The sequence below is a fragment of the Vibrio sp. 1F263 genome (genome assembly GCF_041439035.1).
GTDB classification, from domain to species: domain Bacteria; phylum Pseudomonadota; class Gammaproteobacteria; order Enterobacterales; family Vibrionaceae; genus Vibrio; species Vibrio tasmaniensis_A.
In genome coordinates, this window is sequence record NZ_JBGONI010000009.1 from 76251 (window position 1) to 101039 (window position 24789).

A 24789-nucleotide genomic window follows, 5' to 3' on the forward strand; every position below is an offset into this window, starting at 1 on the left:
AACAAATAACAGTATGGTAAAGGATGTTTACTTTTACCTGCGAATTTTTTTGTCTTCGAAAGATAAAAAATGCTTTGAATTCACGTTTTTGGTGATTATGATGCGCGCCTTAGAGGTGTATAGCAACAGGTCTCAAATAGAACCAAGGTGGAGAAAAACAGACGTTGAACGCTAAAAAATCAGTAGGGAAGCCAGTAGTACAGCTAACTGGCATCAGTAAAAGTTTCGATGGTAAGGAAGTCATCGGCAATCTGGATTTAAACGTAAATCATGGTGAGTTTCTCACGATTTTAGGCCCATCAGGTTGTGGTAAAACAACCGTGCTAAGAATGATTGCGGGTTTTGAAACGGCGGATAGTGGTGAAATACTATTAGCTGGACAGAACGTAACCCAAGTTCCTGCTGAACAAAGGCATGTAAACACTGTTTTCCAAAGCTATGCCCTATTCCCGCATATGACCGTTTTCGATAATGTGGCATTTGGCTTACGCATGCAGAAAGTTCCAAGCAGCGAGATTGAACCTCGTGTAATGGATGCTTTGAAAATGGTGCGCTTAGAGCAAATGGCACAACGAAAGCCACACCAGCTATCTGGCGGCCAACAGCAACGTATCGCAATCGCTCGTGCTGTCGTTAATAAGCCTAAAGTTCTCTTGTTGGATGAATCTTTATCTGCTCTTGATTACAAACTACGTAAACAGATGCAAATCGAGCTGAAACAACTGCAACGCCAACTTGGTATCACGTTCATTTTTGTAACGCATGACCAAGAAGAAGCACTCTCTATGTCCGACCGCATTATTGTTATGCGTGATGGCGTGATTGAACAAGACGGAACACCAAGAGAGATCTACGAAGAGCCTAAGAACCTATTCGTAGCGCGTTTCATTGGTGAAATTAACGTATTCGAAGCGACAGCTAAATCTCGTCAAGATGAAAAGCGCATTGTTGCGACAATCGAAGGTGAAGAGTCCATTATCTATCACGATAAAGACGTAACACCGGGTCAAAAACTGCAAGTATTGCTTCGCCCTGAAGATCTTCGTATCGAAGAAATCAAAGAATCTGAGCAACGCGGTATTGTTGGTCACATTGTCGAGCGAACCTATAAAGGCATGACATTAGATTCAGTCGTAGAACTTGAGTCGGGTATGCGTGTCATGGTTAGTGAATTCTTCAACGAAGATGACCCTGATGTTGATCACTCACTGGGCCAAAAAGTTGCAGTAACTTGGGTTGAGAGCTGGGAAGTGGTATTAGAAGATGAGCAAGAAGTTTAATTTACAAAACGCAATTGTTGCTTTAATCACAGGTTGGTTAGTGCTGTTCGTGATGATTCCAAACATCATGATCATCGGTACTAGTTTCTTAACTCGTGATGAAGCTAACTTGATTGAGATGACTTTTACTCTCGATAACTATGTGCGTTTGGCTGATCCGCTGTATTTTAAAGTGCTGATGCACTCTTTCTATATGGCAATCGTTGCTACCCTGCTTTGTTTAATTATTGGTTACCCGTTCGCCTATATCGTGGCAAAAATGCCAGCGAAGTGGCGTCCAATCATGTTGTTCCTCGTGATTGTACCATTTTGGACTAACTCACTGATTCGTACTTACGGATTGAAAGTGGTTCTGGGTACTCAAGGTGTGTTGAACAAAGGCTTGTTGGCGTTAGACATTATCGATAAGCCACTTCGTATTATGTATTCAGAAACGGCAGTAATGATCGGTTTAGTGTATATCCTACTCCCGTTCATGATTTTGCCGTTGTACTCAGCAATCGAAAAGCTAGACGACACTTATTTAGAAGCGGCTAAAGATTTAGGTGCGAACAAACTGCAAACGCTATTGAAAGTCGTGTTACCACTGACTATGCCAGGTATTGTCGGCGGTTGTTTATTGGTGTTATTACCTGCATTAGGTATGTTCTACATCTCTGACCTATTAGGCGGAGCAAAGAACCTGCTGATTGGTAACGTGATTAAGAGCCAAGTACTCAATGCTCGGGACTGGCCGTTTGGCGCTGCGACGAGTATTGCACTGACCGTGGCAATGGCTGTGATGCTTTATGCCTACTACCGTGCAGGTAAGTTATTGAATAAGAAAGTGGAGCTAGACTAATGGGTCGCACAGTTAAGTTCAGCTTTATGGCGTTGGTGTACGCTTTTCTATACCTACCTATTATCGTATTGATTGCAAACTCATTTAATGCCAATAAATTCGGCATGAAATGGGGTGGCTTTACCACCAAGTGGTATGACGCACTGATTAACAACGACAGCCTAATGCAGGCTGCGTGGCATTCGATCAACGTAGCGGTGTTCTCAGCGACTGCCGCAACGATTGTCGGAAGCCTGACTGCCGTTGCCCTATTCCGTTACCAATTTAAAGGTAAAGGCATCGTCAATGGCATGTTGTTCATCGTGATGATGTCACCAGATATCGTAATGGCGATTTCGCTTCTTGCGCTATTCTTGGTTATGGGTGTACAACTTGGGTTCTTTACCCTACTTGCAGCGCACATTACTTTCTGTTTACCGTTCGTTGTTGTCACGGTCTACAGCCGCTTGAATGGCTTTGATGTGAAGATGCTAGAAGCAGCAAAAGACTTAGGTGCAAGTGAGTGGACGATTCTAAAACAGATCATCCTGCCTCTTGCTAAGCCAGCGGTTGCTGCGGGGTGGTTATTGAGCTTCACTCTGTCTTTGGACGATGTGATCATCAGCTCTTTCGTAACAGGTCCAACTTACGAAATCTTGCCACTGAAGATTTACTCGATGGTTAAAGTCGGTATATCTCCAGAGGTCAACGCCCTAGCAACAGTGATGTTAGTGGTGTCGTTAATACTGGTGATTATTTCTCAGTTGTTAGCGAGAGAGAAAATCAAGTAAGTCTCCTACTCTTTACTGAGACGGACTTGATAAGATTCAAGTTTAACAAAAGTGTTATTCATAAACAGAATGGTAAATTGCCATTCTGTTTTTCTATCTACTGCCTTTAGGCAACGTTTAGTTTGGAGCTAACGTCAATGAAAAAATGGGCTACTCTATTAGCTGGTAGTGCATGTGCGCTTTCAATGTTATCTGCATCATCATTTGCAAAAGATAACAAAGAATTGGTATTCATGAACTGGGGACCTTACATCAATAGTGAGATTCTAGAACAGTTCACTGATGAAACTGGAATCAAGGTTATCTACTCAACTTACGAGTCGAATGAAACCTTGTACGCAAAGCTAAAAACACACAACAAAGGCTACGACCTAGTTGTGCCGTCGACTTACTTCGTTTCTAAGATGCGTGACGAAGGTATGCTACAAAAAATCGACAAAACTAAGCTGTACAACTTCAAGAACCTAGATACTAACTACTTAGATAAGCCGTACGACCCAAGCAACGACTACTCTATTCCACACGTAGTTGCGATTACAGGTCTTGCTGTTAACACTGAAATATACGATCCGGAAGACTTCCAAAGCTGGGCTGATCTATGGAAGCCAGAGCTTGAAGGCCAACTGATGATGATGGACGACACGCGTGAAGTGTTCCACATCGCACTGCGTAAGTTAGGTTACTCTGGTAACACAACCAACGAGAAAGAGATCGACGAAGCTTACGCTGAACTACAAAAGCTAATGCCGAACGTTCTAGTCTTTAACTCAGATAACCCTGGTGCGCCATACATGTCTGGTGAAGTGGGTCTTGGTATGCTTTGGAATGGTTCTGCTGCTGCTGCGCAAAACGAAGGTCTACCAATCAAACTGGTTTTCCCTAAAGAAGGCGGTATCGGTTGGGTTGATAACTTTGCGATTAGCTCTGGTGCGGTAAACGTAGATGCAGCTCATAAGATGATCGACTTCCTACTTCGCCCAGAAATTGCAGAGCAAATCTCTCGTGACACAGGCTACCTAACGGCAGTTAAAGCGTCTAACGAGAAGTTTAAAGACAGCCCTGCGCTGTTCCCATCTCAAGAAGACCTTGACCGTGTGGAATGGCAAGCTGCGGTTGGCGATAAGACAGTGAAGTACGAAGATTACTTCATGAAGCTTAAAGCCGGTCAGTAAGTGAGTTTGTTATCTAATTACTCCGGTCAACAGAGGCTAATAAGTAACTGGTTTACTTAACAAGCCTAGTTAGGTAATCAACACGTTAAAAATAAGAATATCAATCAATAGGCAGCTTTGGCTGCCTATTTTGTTATATCACTGCTATAATTTAGCGCGATTTTTAGAAATCCATTTACTTTGGGTTCAATACCCAGCTCCAAATCAAACAAATGAACGGAACAGTAATGAAAAAAACACTGTATACCGGCGCATTGTGTGCTGCTACTTTACTTTCTACACCCTCTTTCGCAGCTGACCAAGAACTGTATTTTTACAACTGGTCTGAATATATTCCAAATGAAGTACTAGAAGACTTCACCGAAGAGACTGGCATTAAAGTCTATTACTCAACTTATGAGTCTAACGAAAGCATGTACGCTAAGTTAAAAACTCAAGGTACGGGTTACGACTTGGTCGTTCCTTCTACTTACTTCGTTTCTAAGATGCGTAAAGAAGGCATGCTTCAAGAGCTTGATAAAACTAAGCTAAGCCACTTTGCAGATTTGGATCCAAATTACTTAGATAAGCCATTTGACCCAAACAACAACTACTCGATCCCATACATCTGGGGCGCAACGGGTATTGGTATCAACTCAGATATGCTAGACAAGTCATCAGTTAAAAACTGGGGCGATCTGTGGGATACACAGTGGGAAGGTCAATTGATGATGATGGATGACTCTCGTGAGGTTTTCCATATCGCACTGTCTAAACTGGGTTACTCTCCAAACACGACTAATCCTGAAGAAATCAAAGAAGCGTACGAAGAACTTCGTAAGCTGATGCCAAACGTATTGGTATTTAACTCAGATTTCCCTGCGAACCCTTACCTAGCGGGTGAAGTGTCTCTTGGTATGCTTTGGAATGGCTCTGCTTACATGGCACGTCAAGAAGGCGCAACGATTGACATTATCTGGCCAGAGAAAGGCGCTATCTTCTGGATGGATAGCCTAGCGATTCCAGCAGGTGCTAAGAACACTGAAGCGGCACATAAGATGATCGACTTCCTACTTCGCCCAGAGAACGCTGCGAAAATTGCTCTAGAGATCGGTTACCCAACACCAGTTAAAACGGCTTACCCTCTTCTTCCGAAAGAATTTTCTGAAGATAAGAACGTTTTCCCGCCACAATCAGTGATGGATAATGGTGTTTGGCAAGACGAAGTTGGCGAAGCGAGCGTTATTTATGACGAGTACTTTCAAAAACTTAAAGTAGACAACTAATTTGTTAGCAAAAATTTAATTGTTGCTAGTAAGTTAAATAAAGCGGCGTAAGCCGCTTTATTTTTATTCAGAAATTATATAGGATTGAACAAACAATACGAAGTGCGATTACATATGCAAGCAAACCCTATCCTGTTAGTTGTGACTTTTATGCTGTTAGCGTCACTGTTGATGCTTGGCTTGAGTTCATTTATTCATATTGATTCAAACTATGATTTGTTTTTCGAAACAAATACCCTCGTGATCACTATGTACATCTATTATGTTGCGCGTCATTCAATTCGTCCCCACAAAGTTCTTCGCTACGGCGCTCTATTACTCATTTTTAACCTATTTTATGACGTATCAACCGAGCTTAAACATCTTGATGAGTGGGCTGACCAAAATGAACTAATAGATACCTTCTTGGAAGACGGGTTGCTACAAATCGCATTTCTATTGATCGCTTACGGCATTACAGAATTAACTGGAAAAATCAAAGACCAAGGTAAACGCGACGAGCTTACTGGTTTGTATAATCGCAAGAAGTTTGACGCGATCAAACTTGCAGAGTTTGAGCTCATTTACTTCGACTTAGATGGACTAAAAGAGGCAAACGACCTTAAAGGCCACAAAGTTGGAGATTTAATGATTGTTCGTTTCTCTCAGGCTCTGAGGCAAACTGCATTGGAAGATGAAATGGTGTTTAGAGTGGGTGGTGATGAGTTTGTTGCAACGGCTCAACTCGGTCGTGGTGGTGAGTTTGTCAGCCAAGTCAATAACTTACTGCATGGTGAGAACATCAGTTTTTCTTACGGTATCGAAGTGACCAGCCGAGATAATTTTAAACAGGCATTGGTTGAATCCGATAAGGCGATGTACGAAATGAAAAAAGCTCAACGACCTGTTCAAAACTCTTGGTGCACGTCTTGTCCTAATCTAGAGACAAATTGCCTGAATATAGAAACAACAAGGCAAACCGATGACTAGAGCCTCATCTGAATAAATGTCAGTTTGCCACTTATAAATGATAAATGATAACTGTTGCTGATAACGAGCTCTCAAGTTCCAACCTTAAGCGGGTCAATCAATTTATTGGCACAAGGTCAGGCCGTTAGAGACCCCTTCTCTGACAGCAATAGCTCACCGACTAGCTTAGGTACCTCGATACTCGCCTTACCGTAACGTTTCTCTTCAAATTCACTCTCTACCGCACTGGGTTCGAGGTTTATCTCGATCGTATGTGCTCCATGCATTTTAGCATCATGTACAAACCCCGCAGCTGGATAGACCACCCCCGACGTACCAATCGAAATAAACAGATCTGCATCTTCTAACGCCGAATAGATATCGCCCATTCTCAAAGGCATTTCGCCAAACCACACAATATGAGGACGCATTTGAGCTGGTATCTGGCAACAATGGCACAATTCACCAGTATGAATGTCGTCTTTGTGCTCTAGAACTTGGTTTGACTCGCTACAACGTGCCTTAAGAAGCTCACCGTGCATGTGGATAATGTTGTTGCTACCGCCTCTCTCGTGCAGGTTGTCGATGTTCTGAGTGATGATGGTTACTTTGCCGTCGAGCTTATCTTCAAGCTCTCCTAGCGCCTTGTGGGCTGAATTTGGAAAGATATTTTCACTCTGTAATCCATGACGACGCTTGTTGTAAAACGCTTGTACAAGGTCAGGATCTTTTGCAAAACCTTCAGGTGTCGCAACATCCTCGATTTTATGGTTTTCCCATAATCCGTCTTGTGCTCGGAATGTTTGTATCCCCGACTCTGCAGAGATACCGGCGCCAGTAAGAATTACGATATTTCGATATGGGAAATGCATATAACGTCCTTTTCAATATGTCACTTGGTAACAGCTTAGCACTGTTCAAATTCCAACAATAGTTTTAGGGATTAGACCATAGTCTTAGCCAACTGAATTCATTGGCTATTTGTGACATAACTCGCTTGATCTCTGCTATTCAGAAATGAAATAGGCACAAAAAAAGCGGCCGAAGCCGCTTGATGTTTATCTATTGAACCGTGATCAGTCTTCGTTGATTGATGAGATCTTATGGATAGAAAGATCCGCGCCATTAAACTCATCTTCTTCACTTAAACGTAGGCCAGTCACTTTACTTAGAACACCGTATACAACCAATGCACCGGCTAGAGCGACGATAATACCTGCAAGTGTTCCCATTACTTGCGCACCAAAGCTCACGCCACCTAGTCCCCAGAGTGCTTGCTGGCCGAAGATGCCCGCTGCAATGCCACCCCATGCACCACATACACCGTGCAGAGGCCACACACCTAGCACATCATCTATCTGTGTTTTGTTTTGCATGTAAGTAAACAAGTAAACGAACAATGCGCCAGCTACGCCGCCTGTTACCAGTGCGCCGAGTGGGTGCATTAAATCTGAGCCTGCGCAAATAGCGACGAGACCAGCTAAAGGACCATTGTGGATGAAGCCTGGGTCATTTTTACCTGCAATCAGAGCCGCAAGAATACCGCCAACCATTGCCATGAGTGAGTTCATTGCCACGAGACCGCTGATACCATTGATAGCTTGAGCTGACATCACGTTGAAGCCAAACCAACCCACACATAAGATCCAAGAACCTAGTGCTAAGAATGGGATGTTTGATGGTGCGAAGTTAGTGTGTTTGCCGGCGCGGACACGGCCTTTGCGCATGCCAAGGAAGTAAACCGCGACCAATGCAATCCAGCCGCCAACACCATGAACGACAACAGAGCCCGCGAAGTCATGGAAGCCATAACCGAATTGCGCCTCAAGCCAATCTTGGAAACCAAAATTACCGTTCCAGATGATGCCTTCAAAGAATGGGTAAACAAAGCCTACGGTGAACAGTGTTGCGATGAGTATTGGATAGAAACGTGCACGCTCAGCGATACCACCAGAAACGATCGCTGGAATCGCCGCCGCAAACGTCATCAAGAAGAAAAACTTCACCAGCTCGTAACCATTACCTTGCGATAAGGTTTCTGCATCTGCAAAGAAATGCGCACCGTAAGCCACCCAGTAACCGATAAAGAAATAGGCAATGGCAGAAACGCCGAAATCCGAGATGATCTTGACCAACGCATTAACTTGGTTCTTCTTTCTAACTGTACCGACTTCCAAAAATGCAAAACCAGCATGCATTAAGAAGACCATGATCGCGCCTAGTAATAAAAACAGAGTATCCGAACTCTGCGTCAAGCTCTGTACTGCGCTATGAACTTGGTTAACCGTTTGACTCATTAAAGCTCTCTCCCTTAGCTTTGTCTCAATTGCACTAGAACCGTGCGAATTGATGTCGTAATTAATTAAAGACTCAACAGTAAACGCAAGATGCGTTCCAACTTGGTTACGCAAAAAACGTGCAACAGAGTTTGGTTTTAAGTTATTGATTCTTTGTGGTTAATTTCTTAGGTGCACTTTATTGGTTCTCAGAGAGAGACAATATTCGATAACTGATTGCACCAATTGAGGGAATTGCACCATATTGATGCGGTCAATATAAGGTTTTAGATCAGTTATCTAGCGCCCAAACGACAAAAAGCCCAGTGAAATGAATCACTGGGCTTTTAAGGTCTTTCGCTGATTACAGTTAACTCATCGCAAAGGAGCTATTATCGAGTTTGGTAACCCGAACGGCTTACATATAAACGCTTAAAGGTTTGGACCTGTTGTCGGGTTTTGCGGTAGGTTTTGACTTAAACGCTGCATGCCTTGATACATACGAATAAACCACACCACAATCGCCACACCACCAAATAACATGCCCACATATGGAATGTAGTAAGCGATGTCATCGATAATATGGTTTTGATACCAGTAATCGTTCACACCGATCAACACGCCGTTAGAGGTCGCTACCGTGACGATAAGCACAACAAAGAACGTCAGGTTCAAGAAGAACGAGCGAATCAAGCCGTAATAATGCGTCTCCACGACTTCGCCGTCTTCACCTTTATCTAAACGATAGCCCGCGTAGATGATGGCAATTACACCAGAGAGAAGACAAGTAAATGGTGTAAAACAGCTGAGGATGTAAGCAACCCAAATACCTTTATGAGGTTTGTTCATTCTTATTCACCCCTTCACTTTTCTCTGTTGCTGCGTTAGCGCTTTGTTCAACGCCGTTTTTCTCTTGTTCCATCACTTCTTTGTACCAAAGGTCATGATGTTCTTTAGCCCAAGTTTCATCGACTTCGCCCGTTACCATACCTTCTAGTGCGCCTTCCATACCGAACAAGCCAATATAGATGTGGAACACAAAACCACAGATAAGGATCAGAGCAGCAAGCATGTGAACTAAGTTCGAAAGCTCCATATCACGTCGTGTTTGGCCAAAGATTGGGAAATCTAACACCAAGCCACTGATCGCTGCGACACTGCCCATAACGATAAGCAGCCAAAATAGCGCTTTTTCACCCGCGTTCGAAAACTCTGCAGATGGATGAGAACCTTTGTGTTTCCCTACCATGCCGCCCAGTTTGATGAACCACTGGATATCGACCATTTTGAAGATAGACTTGCGCCACCACTTGATAAGAACAGCCATCAATAGCACATAGAAAATCGGGCCGATGTAGTTGTGGTATTGCTTCGCCAATAGAACGATAAAGCCCCAAAGGTCAGTTGGAATATACGGCTTCAAAAAGTGCTTGCCGTAAACCAACATCAAACCACTGAACGCGAGCGTTAAGAAAGTAAACGCCATGCTCCAGTGCAACGCACGATCCAGTCGAGACCAACGCTTGATCTTACGGCCAGTTCTTGGCGCACTCAGCATTAGTGGGCCAATCACAACGTACATTAGAGTAACGAAAGCAATACTGCCAAAGATAGCAACTGCGCCGGCTGGCGACATCCACTTCTCTTTCAATATGTACCACGTTTGCCCGGGCGTACTGATTAACACACCGTGCTCAGCAGATTGAGATGTGGTGTAACCTTCCTCACCGTTTCTTACTTGTCGCCAAAAATCAGCGCCAGCAAGTTGTGTGATTTCTCTTTCAGCAGAGCTCGATTGAGTTTGTGATGAGTTCGTCTCAGATGCATGACTCAAAGGAGACAGCATTGTTAGTGCTGCCAACATCGGCAGCACAACAAGGAAGAGACGCTTAAACATTGTAAGCATATGTCTCTCCTAACTAGCTCTTCATCGCATCGTAAGAAAGGTCGTTGCCGTCTGTCCAACCAGCACCTTTCGCACCGCGTTCTACTACACGCTGACGGAAGATATCAGAGACTTGCTCAGCATCACCTGCAAGCAGCGCTTTTGTTGAACAAAGCGAAGCACACATTGGTAGCTTGCCTTCAGCAATACGGTTCGCACCGTACTTCTGACGCTCTTCCACAGAACCCGGTTCTGTTTCAGGGCCGCCAGCACAGAAGGTACATTTGTCCATTTTACCGCGCTCACCAAAGGCTTCCTGTTTAGGGAATTGAGGTGCGCCAAACGGACAAGCAAACAAGCAGTAACCACAACCGATACATAGATCTTTATTGTGAAGTACGATGCCGTCTTCTGTATGTTCAAAACAGTCTGCTGGGCAAACTGCCATACAAGGGGCATCAGTACAGTGCATACATGCGACTGAGATAGAGTTTTCACCCGGTTCACCATCGTTCAGTGTCACAACGCGGCGACGTTGAATACCCCATTCCAGAGCATCATCATTTTCGTTCTTACATGCAGTGACACAACCGTTACATTCGATACAACGTTTGGTGTCACAAAGAAATTTCATTCTAGCCATTTTAAGACTCCTTACGCTTTACGAATATTACAAAGGGTTACTTTCGTTTCCTGCATCAACGTGACAGGGTCGTAACCATATGTGGTTGCTGTATTGGCAGCTTCGCCAATAACGTAAGGATCAGAGCCTTCTGGGTATTTAGAACGTAAGTCTTCACCTTCAAACTTACCACCGAAGTGGAACGGCAAGAACGCTAAACCCGGTTTAACACGACGAGTAACCATCGCTTTCACCTTGATGCGGCCTTTCTCAGCACCTTCAACCCAAACATCATCACCATCTTTAAAGCCAATGTCGTTTGCGTCTTTCGGGTTCACTTCAACAAACATCTCTTGTTGTAGTTCCGCTAGCCAAGGGTTAGAACGGGTTTCTTCACCACCACCTTCGTACTCAACCAGACGACCAGAAGTCAGAATGATTGGGTATTCAGCAGACTTGTCTTGGTCTTGAATTGATTTGTACAACGTAGGAACACGGAAGATTGCTTCCTTGTCATCCCATGTTGGGTAGTCTGCAACAAGATCACGACGTGGCGTGTAAAGTGGTTCACGGTGCAGTGGTACGCGGTCTGGGAATGTCCAAACAATCGCACGCGCTTTCGCATTACCAAACGGGATACAACCATGTTTGATAGCCACACGCTGGATACCACCAGAAACGTCAGTCTTCCAGTTCTTACCTTCCGCTGAAGCTTTCTCTTCTGCGGTTAGATCGTCCCACCAACCCAGTTGTTTCAGCAGTTTGTCACTGAATTCTGGGTAACCGTCTTTGATTTCGCTGCCTTTTGAGTAGCTGTCTTCAGCCAATAGACTTTGACCTTCAAATTCGACACCGAAACGAGTACGGAAGTTACCGCCGCCCTCAGCAACCGGTTTAGACGTATCGTAAAGGATATGCGTACCTGGGTGTTTCATCTCTGGGTTGCCCCAGCATGGCCAAGGAAGACCGTAAGTCTCGCCATTCGCTGGGCCGCCTTCTGCAGCAAGCGTTGTTTTGTGGAACGTGTGCCAGTTTTGCTGGTGTTCTTTCAAACGTTCTGGGCTTTGACCTGTATAGCCGATCGTCCACATACCTTTGTTGAATTCACGAGTGATGTCTTCAATCAATGGTTGGTTGTTCTCAACACGGATGTTTTTGAACAGTTGATCAGAGAAACCAAGCTTCTTAGAAAGAAGGTACATGATTTCATGATCAGGCTTAGATTCGAACAGAGGATCAACAACCTTGTCGCGCCACTGTAGAGAACGGTTTGATGCCGTTACACTGCCGTAGGTTTCAAATTGAGTGGTTGCTGGAAGCAAGTAAACGCCATCTGTGCGATCGTTCATTACTGCTGCAACTGTTGGATATGGATCAACGATAACCATCATATCCAGCTTCTGCATTGCCTTCTTCATCTCTGGACCACGAGTCTGAGAGTTCACCGCGTGACCCCAGTAGAACATGGCACGGATGTTTTCGCGCTGACGAATCTTGTCTTTGTCTTCAAGTACGCCATCAACCCAACGAGAGACAGGAATACCTGCACTGTTCATTGGTTTTTGACCACCGTATGCGTTGTCGTCAAATCGCCCTTTAACCCAGTCAAAGTCGATATCCCAAACTTTAGACCAATGGCGCCAAGAACCTTCAGACAAGCCGTAGTAACCTGGTAGTGTGTCTGATAGTACGCCAAGGTCAGTTGCGCCTTGTACGTTATCGTGACCACGGAAAATGTTTGCACCGCCACCTGATTTACCGATGTTACCTAGCGCAAGCTCAAGTACACAGTAAGCACGTGTGTTGTTATTACCTGTAGTATGTTGAGTACCACCCATACACCAAACGATACAACCCGGACGGTTTTCAGAAAGCAGTTTTGCTGTGTGGTAAACGTCTTCTTCGCTTACGCCAGTAACACGCTCAACTTCAGCAGGGCTCCACTTCGCAACTTCTTCACGGATCTCGTCCATGCCGAATACACGTTGGCGGATGAATTCTTGGTCTTCCCATTTGTTAGCAAAGACATGCCATAACACGCCCCAGATAAACGCAACGTCTGAACCTGGGCGAAGAGAAACATAGTGATCAGATTTCGCTGCAGTACGCGTACGACGAGGATCCGCAACAACGATCTTACAGTTGTTCTTCTCTTTCGCGATTAGGATGTGCTGCATCGCAACTGGGTGAGCTTCTGCAGGGTTCGAACCAATGAACAGCATCGACTTACAGTTGTGCATGTCATTGAACGAGTTTGTCATCGCACCGTAACCCCAAGTGTTTGCAACACCGGCAACTGTGGTTGAGTGACAAATACGCGCTTGGTGGTCAACGTTGTTTGTTCCCCACAAAGACGCCATCTTACGGAATGCGTAAGCTTGTTCGTTACTGTGTTTCGCACTACCTAGGAAGTAAACCGAATCAGGGCCTGACTCTTTACGAAGTTCTAGCGCTTTGTTACCTATCTCTTCAATCGCTTGTTCCCAAGAAAGCTTCTTCCACTTACCGCCTTCCAATTTCATTGGGTACTTAAGACGACGTTCACCGTGGCCGTGCTCACGCAGTGCTGCACCTTTCGCACAGTGTCCACCAGCATTAAATGGGTGATCGAATGCAGGTTCTTGACCTGTCCATACGCCATTTTGAACTTCAGCGTAGATACCACAACCCACAGAACAGTGAGAACAGATTGTACGTTTCACTTCTGTTTTCGCTTCTGGATCGACAGATTTAGCCTGTGCTTTCTTCATCATGCCCGGTGCGAATAGACTTGCGCCTACTACTGCGCCACCAGCAGCCAATGAAGTATTTTTCATGAAGGCACGTCTAGACACGCCTAGCTGATTGGTTTCTTTGCTCACACTATCGGAGCGTTTGACAAGTTTCATCCGTTATCTCCTAAAGTGTGTCGTAGTAATCGCGAATATGTTGCGTTTCACGATAGCCCGTCTTCTTCACGTCTTCTTTCGGCATTTCAACCGTTTCTGAAGCAGTTGCCACTTTCGTTGTACCAGCGACAACGGCACCAGCAACGGCTGCAGTCGTTAAACCTTTGAGTAAGTCTCTACGGCTTGTATCTATTTCTTTGTTATCTTTCATCATTGCTTCCTTACCTTGCGGTAGATCTTTTTGGAGGCTTCATGCCCCTCTATCGATATAATCGCGTACTGCTCGATTACTCGTAATCAGTGACGTTTTTCACATCAATCTTTAATTTGTGTTTACTGCTTTTTGTATTCACGCTGAAACGAACCTGCTCCAACGTTAAGAATGCTTCACATAGCTGTGCTGCTGATTTGTAGAAGTTCGCACTTTCTGCACTTTCAAGTTGACGCGTAAAAGAGTTAAACCAAGGACCAAGATGCTTATTGAAAACGGCTTGTTGAAGCGCGTCTTCTTCATCGGTTAGCATCGCCATTACTTCACAAAGAGCCGCAATATGATCTTCTGGCTCTTTCACTTGATCATCACGTTCAATGCCTAAAAGCTCTAGGTCATGACGAATCTCTGCTAATGGTTTTTCCATCATGGCGCCAGTTCTATGCCAAGAGCCAAATGGAACAATCTCTCCGCGGCCAATGCCAATGAAAAGATTCTGATATTCATCTTCTAGTGCTTCGCGGTTTGATTCGGTTGCGGCTTGTTGAATCGCAATCCAAGCCTTTTGCATCGCACTCTCAGACGCTTCAATGTCTAGCGTCTTGAGAAAGTTGATCACCTCTTCAGAAGGTGCGCTACGAAACAATGCAGAAAGAACCAGATAGATTTCAGTTCTTAGTGTCTGTTCTTGCTTTAATTCTTTTACGAGCTCAGGCTCTTGTGCCTGATCCAAATTAGTATCCAAGGCCAACTCCTAGTATTTCAATTGTTTCAATGGGTCTTGAGCCATTGAATCGAACATGTCCACCACACGACAGTCTTCACACATCGCAATACGATTAATCGCAGTTTCATCTGAAAAATGAGAGTGACCGCGTAACTTGTTCTGTAACATGTCAATCATAGACTGTGGAGCGAATGGCTTATGGCAACGTAAACATTCAGCTGCTTTCTCTTCATGAATCACAACAGCCTTCTGACGTTCTTCTTTCACCCAATTCATACGAGGAGTCAGAGTAAGAACATTCTCAGGACATGCCTTTTCACACAGACCACATTGAATACAGTCTTGCTCTACAAACTTAAGTGATGGAGAGGCACCATCGGTATGCAGCGCACGTGTTGGACACACAGCCACACAGCTCATACACAAAGTACAATCTTTGCTTTCACACGAAACCGTACCGTATGGCGCATTCGAAGGGAGCTCTACAATGTTTTCAACAGGAATACGAGATGAAGACATCGCGTCAAGTGCTGTGAATAGACGTTGACGTTTATTGCCTTGAAGATCGCCAAGTGCAAGATCGAACGAATCAACACACAGTGTTGGAGGCCCTTCACGTAGAGATTCTAAATACAGGATATCGATGGTTTCTTTTGGAACACCGATTTGGTCTAGTAACTCTTGAGCGATCCCTACTTCGTTATTCAGAACACGAATGATGGTTTCTGGCATAAAACGAGAAGCAGCAAACAGAACCTGAGTTGCGCCATTCACTAACGCTGCAAACCAAGTATCAATACCAATAGAAGGCAATTCTTCAACAACGATTGGAATCACGTTATCTGGTAGCGCTTTAAGAGCCATCACGTTGTAAGTTTCATGACGAGAGCTACAGATAAGTACGATTGGATCCAGACCGCCCGCATGTTCATAGTTGGCTAGCGTACGTTCAATGAACTTTTGCGTATCGTCAGGATTTGGAAGCGCATAGGTAATCGCTTCTGTAGGACAGCTTGTTGCACAAGTCCCAACGCCCTGACATAGGTAAGGGTTAATCTCGATCTTGTGACCTGTCTTCTCTGAGCCTTCACTTGATAGTGCGCCAGCAGGACAAGCATCAACACAACGCTCACAGCCTTTAACGCCACGTGAACTGTGCGCACAAAGGTCGGTGTCTAAACGGAAGAACTTAGGCTTATCGAACGTGCCCATTAGCGTTGGAATCTCTTCCAGTGCTTCAGCCAGTTTTGGATAACCGCGCCCTACTGGGTAATACCCAGGAACAGGTACTTCTTCAGTCATGCAACTATTCAGACAAAGGTCTAAAACCACATCGAAACAATCGTGATTAATAGCCACTTTTGCCAAGTTGCTTGATGTGCCTTTACTCTCAACCACGACTTCAAACGTGCCAAGGAAACCGGATACTTGAACCGAATTTGCGAAGTACAGTTCTGGGTTTGTGCCCTTTTCGCCGTCTGTTGACAATAAGGTTAAGCTCGTTAATTGAGGTAATTGCGCCGCAGCACTTTCAATGATCGCAGTTGGACCAATAACAAGTGTATTACCGCCGCTTTCGTAGCTAACAGTAGGTGGAATCAGATTTGTTAACTCTACTGTATTTTCAAATGCATACAGTCTTGCTTTAGCGTTATTTGAAGTTGCTTGTTCTAATAATTGTTTAAGCATTGCTCAGTTCCATCTATGGACATGGATAATCTGTTCAACCTTCATTGTAGTAAGCGATAGAGAACTTGCTGAGTAATCCGTTAACAACTAACTCTTTAGCTAGTGTGCCATTCGTTAGACCATGAACTCGTCTATCTACAAAAAAGTTGATAATGAACGTTATTTAGCAAATGCCATGCCAATTTAATAATCCTTATGTATCAGTACTTTAATGCTTTGTGCCGTTTATTGTACGTATAAAAAAACCGCTTGGGACATTTTGTCGCAAGCGGTTCATTGAGTGTTTAGTCAAAATGTACCTATTATTTGTGTGGTATATTTTGTCCCACCTCTGTCAGGTCAGCTTCGTCTGACATTGTAGCTTTACCATCCGACACTGTGTTTTTATACAGTCCTTTTTCTTCACCCGCAATTTCGTCACTTTCACTGAGTTCTGACTCGGTCTCTTCAGCTTCATTAATAGAGTCATCAACCTCATCAATCAAAGTTTCTTCTTCATTATCAGCGGCTTGTTCAGGTTCGTTTACTGTGTCTTCTTCTGTCTTGTCTTTTACCCAATCGCGAAGAGTTTCTGCAACTCCTTCAGACAGAGACTTCAAATTGCTGTAATCGTCGTCGTAATCATCTAAACCATCACGAACGTTGAACTCTTCTGAGAGGAATAGTTTACGCAATGCCGCTTTTTTTACGCTTTCAGAGGCTTCTGATACCAATAATTGGGCAACAGACAAATCTTCAGAGGCTTCTGGTGCGGGATCTTGAACGTCAGCAACATGAACGTCTTCATTGGTTTCCGAAGCTTCACTCTCTAAAGACTGAGGCGCTGCTGCTTCCATTTCAGACGAAAGCTCAGCAGGCGAAATCTCAGAAGATGAAGAATCAGAAGAAGTGAGTTCTGGTGCTTCCAGTGTTTGCTCTACTTCCAAAGGTTCGTCAGTGGGTCCATCAAGCTTTCGTTGAGACCAACGGCTAAAGAAGTTAGTTGCCATTTGATCTTCCCGCGCCTTTGCGTTTCTTACGTCTTGTTTCTAATAACTCGCCATGACGACCGATGAACGCTTCCATCCAAGCCTGTACGGGCAAAGGAATGTCGTAGGAAAGTACTTGGTTGTCACCGTCCATGTATTGCCCTGCAACGGTTTGTGAGGCAGTAAGTAACTGAATGACGGGCTTAACATCAGAATCGACATTATCCATTACTAAGAAAAGCTTTGGTTGTTGGGAGCTTAGGTTGAATCGATAGTCTGTACGTTCATCTTTATGTAGTTGAAGTAAACAAACGTCTTGGGCGTCATCTTCTGGTGACAGTTCAAACCCCGTCAATTCCCATTGAGTGGTTACCCAGATACCTGTTTTGATCTCTTTCTCTATTCTTTGGACACCTATTGGCCAAGCTGCTTCTGTTTTTTCATATTGTTCTTTGAATTCTTTTATCTCAGACATACTTCACCCAATTGATTTTCTTTGGCCTGAATGTGCTTAGGACATTTTGTACTTAGCTCAATCCTATAAGCGCTATCAAGCAATAAACACGCCAATACAGGTTAACTCCAATAGCACATCTACAATGTTCGTTATCAAGTTGTCACTTAACGTTAGTCGATACTGGTTATTTCATACAACTCCACTCGGTGAACTCCCATATTTTGCGCTATTTTAATCAAATGCTTCATGTTTTCCTGAATACCCGTTATTTTGGAATAAGATTTGCTTTAAGCATGAGTTAAAGAATCGATGAACAAGATCGGCGTTAGACCCTCTTGTTAACTTCTTATCTCTTTAAATCGCTATCTCATTAAGTAGGACGTGACTGTGGTAAAACCAAACATAATAAAAACTAGTGAAAACCCACTTCAAACAATCGAAGTTGAAGTGTTTGATGAATATGGTGAGAAGCTAACCAAACAGATCGCTTGTGAACGCCCTCTTACCGTCATGTTGAACTGGAAAGAGATCGTAACCCTGATGACGCTCGGCTCGCGTCCTGAATCTTTAGTCTTGGGTTATTTGAAGAACCAAAGCTTCCTTTCTGACCCTGAAGCAGTTGAATCTATCATCATCGATTGGGAAACCAGCTCTGCAGCGGTCATTACCAATGAAGATACGAGCCAGCTTGAGCAAGCGCTTAAGAAGAAGACGGTGACCTCTGGCTGTGGTCAGGGCACCATGTTTGGTAACGTGATGAAGCAGTTGGAAGATTACCAAGTGCCTCAGACCAAAATTAAGCAATCTGAAATTTACACGGCTTTAGAAGCACTGACTCATTACAACGACACGTACAAGAAAGCTGGCGCAGTCCATGGTTGCGCTGTTTGCAAAGACGACAAGGTTCTATCGTTTGTTGAAGATGTTGGCCGTCACAATGCGGTAGATACGTTGGCTGGTGAGATGTGGCTTAACAAAGAGTCTGGTGAAGATAAGATTTTTTACACTACTGGCCGCCTGACTTCTGAAATGGTCATCAAAGTGGCGCAGATGGGTATTCCTGTTCTGTTATCACGTTCAGGCGTAACGCAAATGGGTTTAGACTTGGCTCAGCAATTTGGTATCACGACCATTGCTCGCGCTAAAGGCCTGCGTTTCCAAGTGTTCACTGGCGCAGAGAAGATTGAATTTGATGTGAAAGGTGAATAATCAGCAGTCGGAAAAAAGCGTAGGTTCGATTGGAGATTCACTAACCGCTTCTAATTGTAAAGTTCTGATGTAAATAGTTAGTGACCCTTCAAGGATAGATACATAGAAACTTAGCTAGATACAAGATACAAAAACGCCGTCATGCTTTTCAGTATGACGGCGTTTTTAATTTTTAATTTTCGGTTTATAGCTTATGCCTGAATTTCCAACGCATTGAGTTGAAAACTAAGGCTAACTTAAAGCTTAGCCGCGTGCTTTCAAGAACTCAGCGTAAGTACCGCGGAAATCGTTGATCTTGCCATCTTTGATTTCAAGGATACGAGTTGCAAGCGAGTCTACGAATACACGGTCGTGAGATACGAAGAACAATGTGCCTTTGTAGTTCTCAAGAGCCAAGTTAAGCGCTTCGATAGATTCCATATCCATGTGGTTCGTTGGTTCATCCATAAGCAGGATGTTTGGCTTGTGCATCATGATCTTACCAAGAAGCATACGACCTTGTTCACCACCAGAGATAACCTTTACAGATTTCTTAATGTCGTCTTGACCAAATAGCATACGACCTAGGAAACCACGAACAACTTGCTCGTCTTCGCCTTCTTGGCGCCATTGGCTCATCCAATCAAACAAGTTCATGTCTGTTTCGAAATCGTGTGCGTGATCTTGAGCGTAGTAACCGATGTTTGAGTTTTCAGACCACTTGTACTCACCAGTGCGTGGCTCAAGAGCGCCAGCTAGTGTGTTAAGTAGCGTTGTTTTACCCACACCGTTCTCACCGATGATAGCAACACGCTCACCTACTTCGAAAATACCGTCGAACTTGTTGTATAGGTCTTCTTCAAAACCTTGAGATAGGTTTTCAACCACAAGTGCGTTACGGAATAGCTCTTTAGACTGTTCAAAACGGATGAATGGGTTTTGACGGCTAGATGCTTTAACTTCGTCTAGTTGAATCTTATCGATCTGCTTAGCACGAGACGTTGCTTGCTTCGCTTTAGATGCGTTAGCAGAGAAACGAGATACGAACGTTTGAAGTTCAGCAATTTGTGCTTTCTTCTTCGCGTTGTCAGACAGTAGACGCTCACGAGCTTGAGTCGCAGCTGTCATGTACTCATCATAGTTACCTGGGAATAGACGAAGTTCGCCGTAATCAAGGTCAGCCATGTGTGTACAAACAGAGTTTAGGAAGTGACGGTCGTGCGAAATGATGATCATTGTGCAGTTACGTTGGTTTAGCGTATCTTCCAACCACTTGATGGTGTCCATGTCCAGGTTGTTCGTTGGTTCGTCAAGAAGCATGATATGCGGGTCTGCAAACAGTACTTGAGACAATAGAACACGAAGTTTCCAACCTGGTGCTACTTCGCTCATTAGACCGAAGTGCATAGATTCTTCAATACCTACCGCAAGAAGAAGCTCACCCGCTTTCGCTTCTGCCATGTAACCGTCCATTTCAGCGAACTGAACTTCAAGATCAGCTACCTTCATGCCGTCTTCTTCGCTCATTTCAGGCAAAGAGTAAATGCGGTCACGCTCTTGCTTAATAGCCCAAAGCTCTTTGTGACCCATGATAACCGTGTCGATAACCGTGAATTCTTCGTAAGCAAATTGGTCTTGGTTTAGTTTAGCTACGCGCTCGTTTGGATCGTAGCTTACGTTACCAGCACTTGGCTCAAGTTCACCAGATAGGATCTTCATGAACGTCGATTTACCACAGCCATTCGCGCCGATTAAACCGTAGCGGTTGCCTTCGCCGAACTTAACTGAAATATTTTCGAAAAGTGGCTTAGCGCCGAATTGTTGGGTGATATTTGCTGTGGAGATCAATGCCGTTACCTTTTTAATGTGAAAAACGCCGCAACGTTACTTGTTCGGGGCTTTAACTGCAAGTCTTGATTGCAATTACCCGCTATTAAGTGAGTGATAACCCAACCAAATCATAGTTTGAGCTGACTCACACTTTTGATTTTCTATTTATCGACGAAAAGCCGCTGATTTTCAGGGAAAACAAAATATCAAACGGCGCCCTAAAATGGGAGAGATATAACGTCCCAAATCATGCCGACCATTGAATATATCGTATGCTGATTAGTTACAGTAAAACCAACCCGATCAAAGCAGGCACAGACATAGCCAAGATGCTCAAATACTAGCCTAATCCCTGACAATTTCATGACAAAATCGATCGAAACAGGAATAAAGTACTCGCCCCCGATACGGGGTTGGATTTCACAAAGTAAGATTATCTAACTATAGTAATCCTAACCTCATAATTCTAAGAGACTTTTATGCGTTCACTATCGCGCTTCTTACTCCTCACTTTAGCCATTCTCTCATGGCCTAGTCATGCCAACTTGGAATATGACTTACAATCTCAGCCGCAGGTATCCGATTCTGCTGTTGACCTCGATGCTCGAATTGATTCGTTACCCGATCCCCTCTTTATGGAGTCGTCGGACCGACGCCAAGTCAATATCTTGTTAGCTGAAGTTCTGCGAGTTCAAAAGCAGGAAATCAAAATCTTCGAGCAACAGATAAAAGCTTATAGAGATAACAACGACGTCGATCAATGGTTTGAGGTTCAAACCAGTTACGTCACTTTGAATAGCTTAAACGTCAGTAAACAACATCTTCTGGAACAGACGAGCTCTGCGAACAAAGAGCGCTTAACCGGTTTTGGCCCTTATGGTGTTACCCAGTTTAAGCAAGAATGGGAATTAACTAAGCTCAATATTGAGTATCTTGCATACTTCCAAATCCGAAGCTTCAAGGCGTTAGTTAACGATATCTTTATTTCGCCCGTGCCTGTGATTGGTGCGTCGTTAAAAGTGTTGTTCATCTATTTCGGTTTAGTGTGGTGGCTTGCTAACAGCACTCGCTTAATTGAGTTGTTTCGAATTAACTTTCTTGAAGCGAAGACGAATCCTCCTTTCTTGGTTCGTGTCATTTGGTACATCAGCCGCGCTGAAAGTGCGATTGCTTGGCTAATTGCCATCACATTGTCATTGAGAGTGCTTTCTAGTATCCCTAGTCTGCAACATTTGATTTTCCTGGAAATCTTCACGTGGTGGATTCTAGGTGGTTCGATTGCCATCAGCTTTATTTTGGAATTTGCCTACCGTTTGGGTCGTACATCCAATCAAGAAGTGATCGCGCTGCGACTATCGACTATCCGCCGTTACGTGTGGAGCTTCATCGTGGCGGGTGTGATTCTGCAAATATCAAGTATTACGCTAGGCAAAGGCACGATTTATAGTTGGATATATAGCGCCCTGTTTTTCTGGTTTGTATTGGTTACGGTTTCAGTGCTCAAGTTATGGAGAGCGAAAGTCTTCGATACGCTTCAACACATTTCTGATCGTCCGGTATGGGTGAATTGGGCGGTAAACCGTAAGGATACGTTCTTACTTAATGTATTGGCGTCGGCCATTGGTATCGTGTGGCTGAGCGTTTACAACTTCCAACACCGCATAATGGCCTTGCTATCTAATTACACGCTGTTTAGCCAAGCTTTGGCGTATCTCTTTAGAATCGAAGTGGCTAAGCAGTCAGATCTTGATAAGAATCAGCAAAATTTGGTTCGAATCAAAGGCGATCAAACGTATGAATACATTCTGCCAGGTAATATAGACAGCACGTTAATTGACTATGCCGGTGACGAGGTTAAGCAACTGTCTCGCTACTTGATGTCAGACAGCCCGGCTATCTGTATTGTTTCAGGCGAGCGTGGTGTGGGCGCGACAACGCTGCTTTATACTTTGCTGCACAAAGTATCTAACGCTGAGCCCGTATATGTAAGCTGCCCTTACGCGGGTTACCAAGAGCTCTTAGCGCATTTAGCCGTGAGCATCGGCTTGGAAGAAGAAGCGACTGAAATTCAAATATTAGCGCACCTTCGTAAGAGCAATACCACTTACCTTATCGCGATAGATAACGCTCAACGACTGGTGAAACCAATGGTTGGCGGTCTGTCTGATTTGATTCGTTTGACCAACCTTCTGCGTCGTTCTAAAAAGAACCACCGTGTCGTGATATCGATCGCCAAATCAAGTTGGCGATTTGTGGATAGAGCGCGTGGTGAGCGTCTGCTGTTTGATTTGGTGTGCTTCCTTCCGCGTTGGACAGAGAAACAAGTGGGTGAACTTCTAAATAGCCGTATCAATACGGAGCTTGAGAAGCCGTTGTCTTTTGATGGCTTAGTGGTCCCTAAGCAATGGGACCAAGATGATATGAGTGAAGAAGAACGTGCACGCCAAGGTTTTTATCGAATTTTGTGGCACTACTCTGATGGCAACCCTACCGTTGCGCTGCGTTTCTTCCGACTCTCTTTGAACCGAAATAAAGAGACAGATCAAGCGGTAGTACGTTTATTCCATGTCCCTGAAGCGCAAGAACTAGAGAATATGCCTAAACCTATGTTGGCTGTACTTCGTTCTATTGTACAACTGGAAATCGCTTCTCCAGAAGTGTTGTCTGAATGTACACAGCTGAGCACGGCAGAGATAACGGGGATTCTGCGTTACTTTGAAAGCCGTGGTTATATTGGTTGGCATGAAGAAAAGGCTCGAATTTCCGAGCACTGGTTCCGCCACATTACTAACGTTCTTGATCGTCAACATCTACTGGTGAAGTAAAATGAAGAAGTTATTTATCCTACTATTTGTTGGCTTGGCAAGTGCTGTCAGTTTCCCGACCTTTGCGACGGAAGAGTTAGCTAACGTAGAAAACATCTCTAAGATAGCGAGCTTGGTGCGATGGAGCGGCGTGTTCTTCTCCATGATCGTTATTGCCGCAATGTGGTTGTTGCTTAAGTTCATCAATTCGTTAGTGACCAGTTTTGGTAGTCAGTTCGTGCAATATCGAATGCTGCTACAAAAGCTGCAATCGTTTACTCAGTTCTTTATCTACGTGAGCACCGGTCTTATCGTGTTCATGATGAGCTTTAGAATCAACGACCAAATCTTAGCTTTGATTGGTGGTACGCTCGCCGTGTCGGTCGGCTTTGCGCTTAAAGACTTGGCAGCATCGTTTATCGCCGGCATCACTGTGATGATTGACAGACCGTTTCAGGTTGGTGACCGCGTCACGTTCGAAGGCAACTACGGCGACATCATCACCATTGGTTTACGTTCGGTACGAATGAGAACCCTGAACGATGACATCATTACTATTCCGAACAACAAGTTCTTAAATGAAGTTACCACCAGTGGTAACTATGGCGCATTGGACATGCAAGTGGTGATTCCGTTTTACGTCGGTATGAATGATGACATCACCCTAGCCCGCGACCTGATTCAAGAAGCCGCGTCTTCAAGTCGTTACATACACTTGCCAAAGCCTGTAACGGTTCTGGTTAAACAGACGATTACCGACAACTACCTAGCGATACAGTTGACGTGTAAGGCTTATGTGGTGGACACCGCGTATGAGAAATTGTTTGAAACCGACATTACCCTGCGTGTGATGAAAGAGTTTAAGAAGCACAACATCAACCCACCGAAGATTTCAGTGGCAGCGCATTAGGCTTTTCATATTTTAGACGCTTGTAATTGTTCGACATGGCTTGTAATTGTTTGAAATA

At 44.2% G+C, this 24789-nt stretch carries 21 protein-coding genes; 9 read left to right on the forward strand and 12 right to left on the reverse strand.

All coding sequences use genetic code 11. The features are described 5' to 3' along the window. Positions 1-164: 164 nt before the first annotated feature. The 6 genes from potA to ACED25_RS08715 all read left to right on the forward strand — a co-directional run bounded on the left by potA (position 165) and on the right by ACED25_RS08715 (position 6297). Positions 165-1280 carry a spermidine/putrescine ABC transporter ATP-binding protein PotA gene (gene potA, locus ACED25_RS08690; RefSeq protein ID WP_009846720.1) on the forward strand — a complete coding sequence of 372 codons (1116 nt, stop codon included), beginning with the start codon at positions 165-167 and terminating at the stop codon, positions 1278-1280. Then, the gene (potB, locus tag ACED25_RS08695) at positions 1264-2121 is read left to right on the forward strand and encodes a spermidine/putrescine ABC transporter permease PotB (RefSeq protein WP_012603924.1); all 858 of its coding nucleotides are present in this window, start codon (positions 1264-1266) and stop codon (positions 2119-2121) included. The genes potA and potB overlap by 17 nt, the downstream gene beginning before the upstream one ends. Then, on the forward strand, positions 2121-2891 hold the full coding sequence (gene potC, locus ACED25_RS08700; protein WP_004733706.1) for a spermidine/putrescine ABC transporter permease PotC: 771 nt from the start codon (positions 2121-2123) through the stop codon (positions 2889-2891). The genes potB and potC overlap by 1 nt, the downstream gene beginning before the upstream one ends. Before the next feature lie 137 nt (positions 2892-3028). Then, entirely contained in the window at positions 3029-4063 is a 1035-nt protein-coding gene (locus ACED25_RS08705; RefSeq protein ID WP_017097859.1) for an extracellular solute-binding protein, read from the forward strand. A gap of 227 nt (positions 4064-4290) precedes the next feature. Continuing rightward, positions 4291-5328, forward strand: coding sequence for an extracellular solute-binding protein (locus tag ACED25_RS08710; RefSeq protein ID WP_029222954.1), 1038 nt, complete (start codon positions 4291-4293; stop codon positions 5326-5328). Positions 5329-5430: 102 nt separating this feature from the next. After that, entirely contained in the window at positions 5431-6297 is an 867-nt protein-coding gene (locus tag ACED25_RS08715; RefSeq protein WP_017097858.1) for a GGDEF domain-containing protein, read from the forward strand. Between the two features lie 116 nt (positions 6298-6413). On the opposite strand, the gene cobB is transcribed toward ACED25_RS08715, so the two are convergent. The 11 genes from cobB to ACED25_RS08770 form a co-directional block, all read right to left on the reverse strand. After that, the gene (cobB, locus tag ACED25_RS08720; protein ID WP_269336212.1) at positions 6414-7148 is read right to left on the reverse strand and encodes a Sir2 family NAD+-dependent deacetylase; all 735 of its coding nucleotides are present in this window, start codon (positions 7146-7148) and stop codon (positions 6414-6416) included. A 204-nt stretch (positions 7149-7352) separates the two neighbouring features. Continuing rightward, a complete protein-coding gene (locus ACED25_RS08725) occupies positions 7353-8573 on the reverse strand; it encodes an ammonium transporter (RefSeq protein ID WP_371695081.1) in 1221 nt (406 codons plus the stop codon). Between the two features lie 411 nt (positions 8574-8984). Then, positions 8985-9401, reverse strand: a complete 417-nt coding sequence (locus ACED25_RS08730; RefSeq protein ID WP_371695082.1) for a hypothetical protein — start codon at positions 9399-9401, stop codon at positions 8985-8987. Next, the gene (locus ACED25_RS08735; RefSeq protein ID WP_122047291.1) at positions 9385-10458 is read right to left on the reverse strand and encodes a formate dehydrogenase subunit gamma; all 1074 of its coding nucleotides are present in this window, start codon (positions 10456-10458) and stop codon (positions 9385-9387) included. The genes ACED25_RS08730 and ACED25_RS08735 overlap by 17 nt, the downstream gene beginning before the upstream one ends. Positions 10459-10471: 13 nt before the next feature. Then, entirely contained in the window at positions 10472-11080 is a 609-nt protein-coding gene (gene fdh3B / locus ACED25_RS08740) for a formate dehydrogenase FDH3 subunit beta (RefSeq protein WP_010440854.1), read from the reverse strand. An 11-nt stretch (positions 11081-11091) separates the two neighbouring features. Continuing rightward, positions 11092-13947, reverse strand: a complete 2856-nt coding sequence (locus ACED25_RS08745) for a formate dehydrogenase subunit alpha (protein ID WP_012603933.1) — start codon at positions 13945-13947, stop codon at positions 11092-11094. A 10-nt stretch (positions 13948-13957) separates the two neighbouring features. After that, positions 13958-14158 carry a twin-arginine translocation signal domain-containing protein gene (locus ACED25_RS08750; RefSeq protein ID WP_029222953.1) on the reverse strand — a complete coding sequence of 67 codons (201 nt, stop codon included), beginning with the start codon at positions 14156-14158 and terminating at the stop codon, positions 13958-13960. A gap of 76 nt (positions 14159-14234) precedes the next feature. After that, positions 14235-14903 carry a molecular chaperone gene (locus tag ACED25_RS08755; protein ID WP_371695083.1) on the reverse strand — a complete coding sequence of 223 codons (669 nt, stop codon included), beginning with the start codon at positions 14901-14903 and terminating at the stop codon, positions 14235-14237. A 9-nt stretch (positions 14904-14912) separates the two neighbouring features. Beyond that, positions 14913-16574: a 4Fe-4S dicluster domain-containing protein gene (locus tag ACED25_RS08760; protein WP_371695084.1), complete on the reverse strand. Its 1662-nt coding sequence runs from the start codon at positions 16572-16574 to the stop codon at positions 14913-14915. 302 nt (positions 16575-16876) lie between these two features. Further along, positions 16877-17563, reverse strand: coding sequence for a DUF3306 domain-containing protein (locus ACED25_RS08765; RefSeq protein ID WP_371695085.1), 687 nt, complete (start codon positions 17561-17563; stop codon positions 16877-16879). Continuing rightward, entirely contained in the window at positions 17553-18017 is a 465-nt protein-coding gene (locus tag ACED25_RS08770) for a DUF3305 domain-containing protein (RefSeq protein WP_086049431.1), read from the reverse strand. The genes ACED25_RS08765 and ACED25_RS08770 overlap by 11 nt, the downstream gene beginning before the upstream one ends. 369 nt (positions 18018-18386) lie before the next feature. Here ACED25_RS08770 and fdhD point away from each other — a divergent pair, with 369 nt between their 5' ends. Further along, positions 18387-19208: a formate dehydrogenase accessory sulfurtransferase FdhD gene (fdhD, locus tag ACED25_RS08775; protein ID WP_009846735.1), complete on the forward strand. Its 822-nt coding sequence runs from the start codon at positions 18387-18389 to the stop codon at positions 19206-19208. Between the two features lie 243 nt (positions 19209-19451). On the opposite strand, the gene ACED25_RS08780 is transcribed toward fdhD, so the two are convergent. Then, positions 19452-21035, reverse strand: coding sequence for an ABC-F family ATPase (locus tag ACED25_RS08780; RefSeq protein ID WP_009846736.1), 1584 nt, complete (start codon positions 21033-21035; stop codon positions 19452-19454). 461 nt (positions 21036-21496) lie between these two features. On the opposite strand from ACED25_RS08780, the gene ACED25_RS08785 reads away from it, so the two are divergent. Together ACED25_RS08785 and ACED25_RS08790 are read left to right on the forward strand one after the other, a co-directional pair. Then, entirely contained in the window at positions 21497-23842 is a 2346-nt protein-coding gene (locus tag ACED25_RS08785; protein WP_371695086.1) for an ATP-binding protein, read from the forward strand. 1 nt (position 23843) lies between these two features. Then, a complete protein-coding gene (locus ACED25_RS08790; protein ID WP_371695087.1) occupies positions 23844-24731 on the forward strand; it encodes a mechanosensitive ion channel family protein in 888 nt (295 codons plus the stop codon). Positions 24732-24789: the final 58 nt, after the last annotated feature.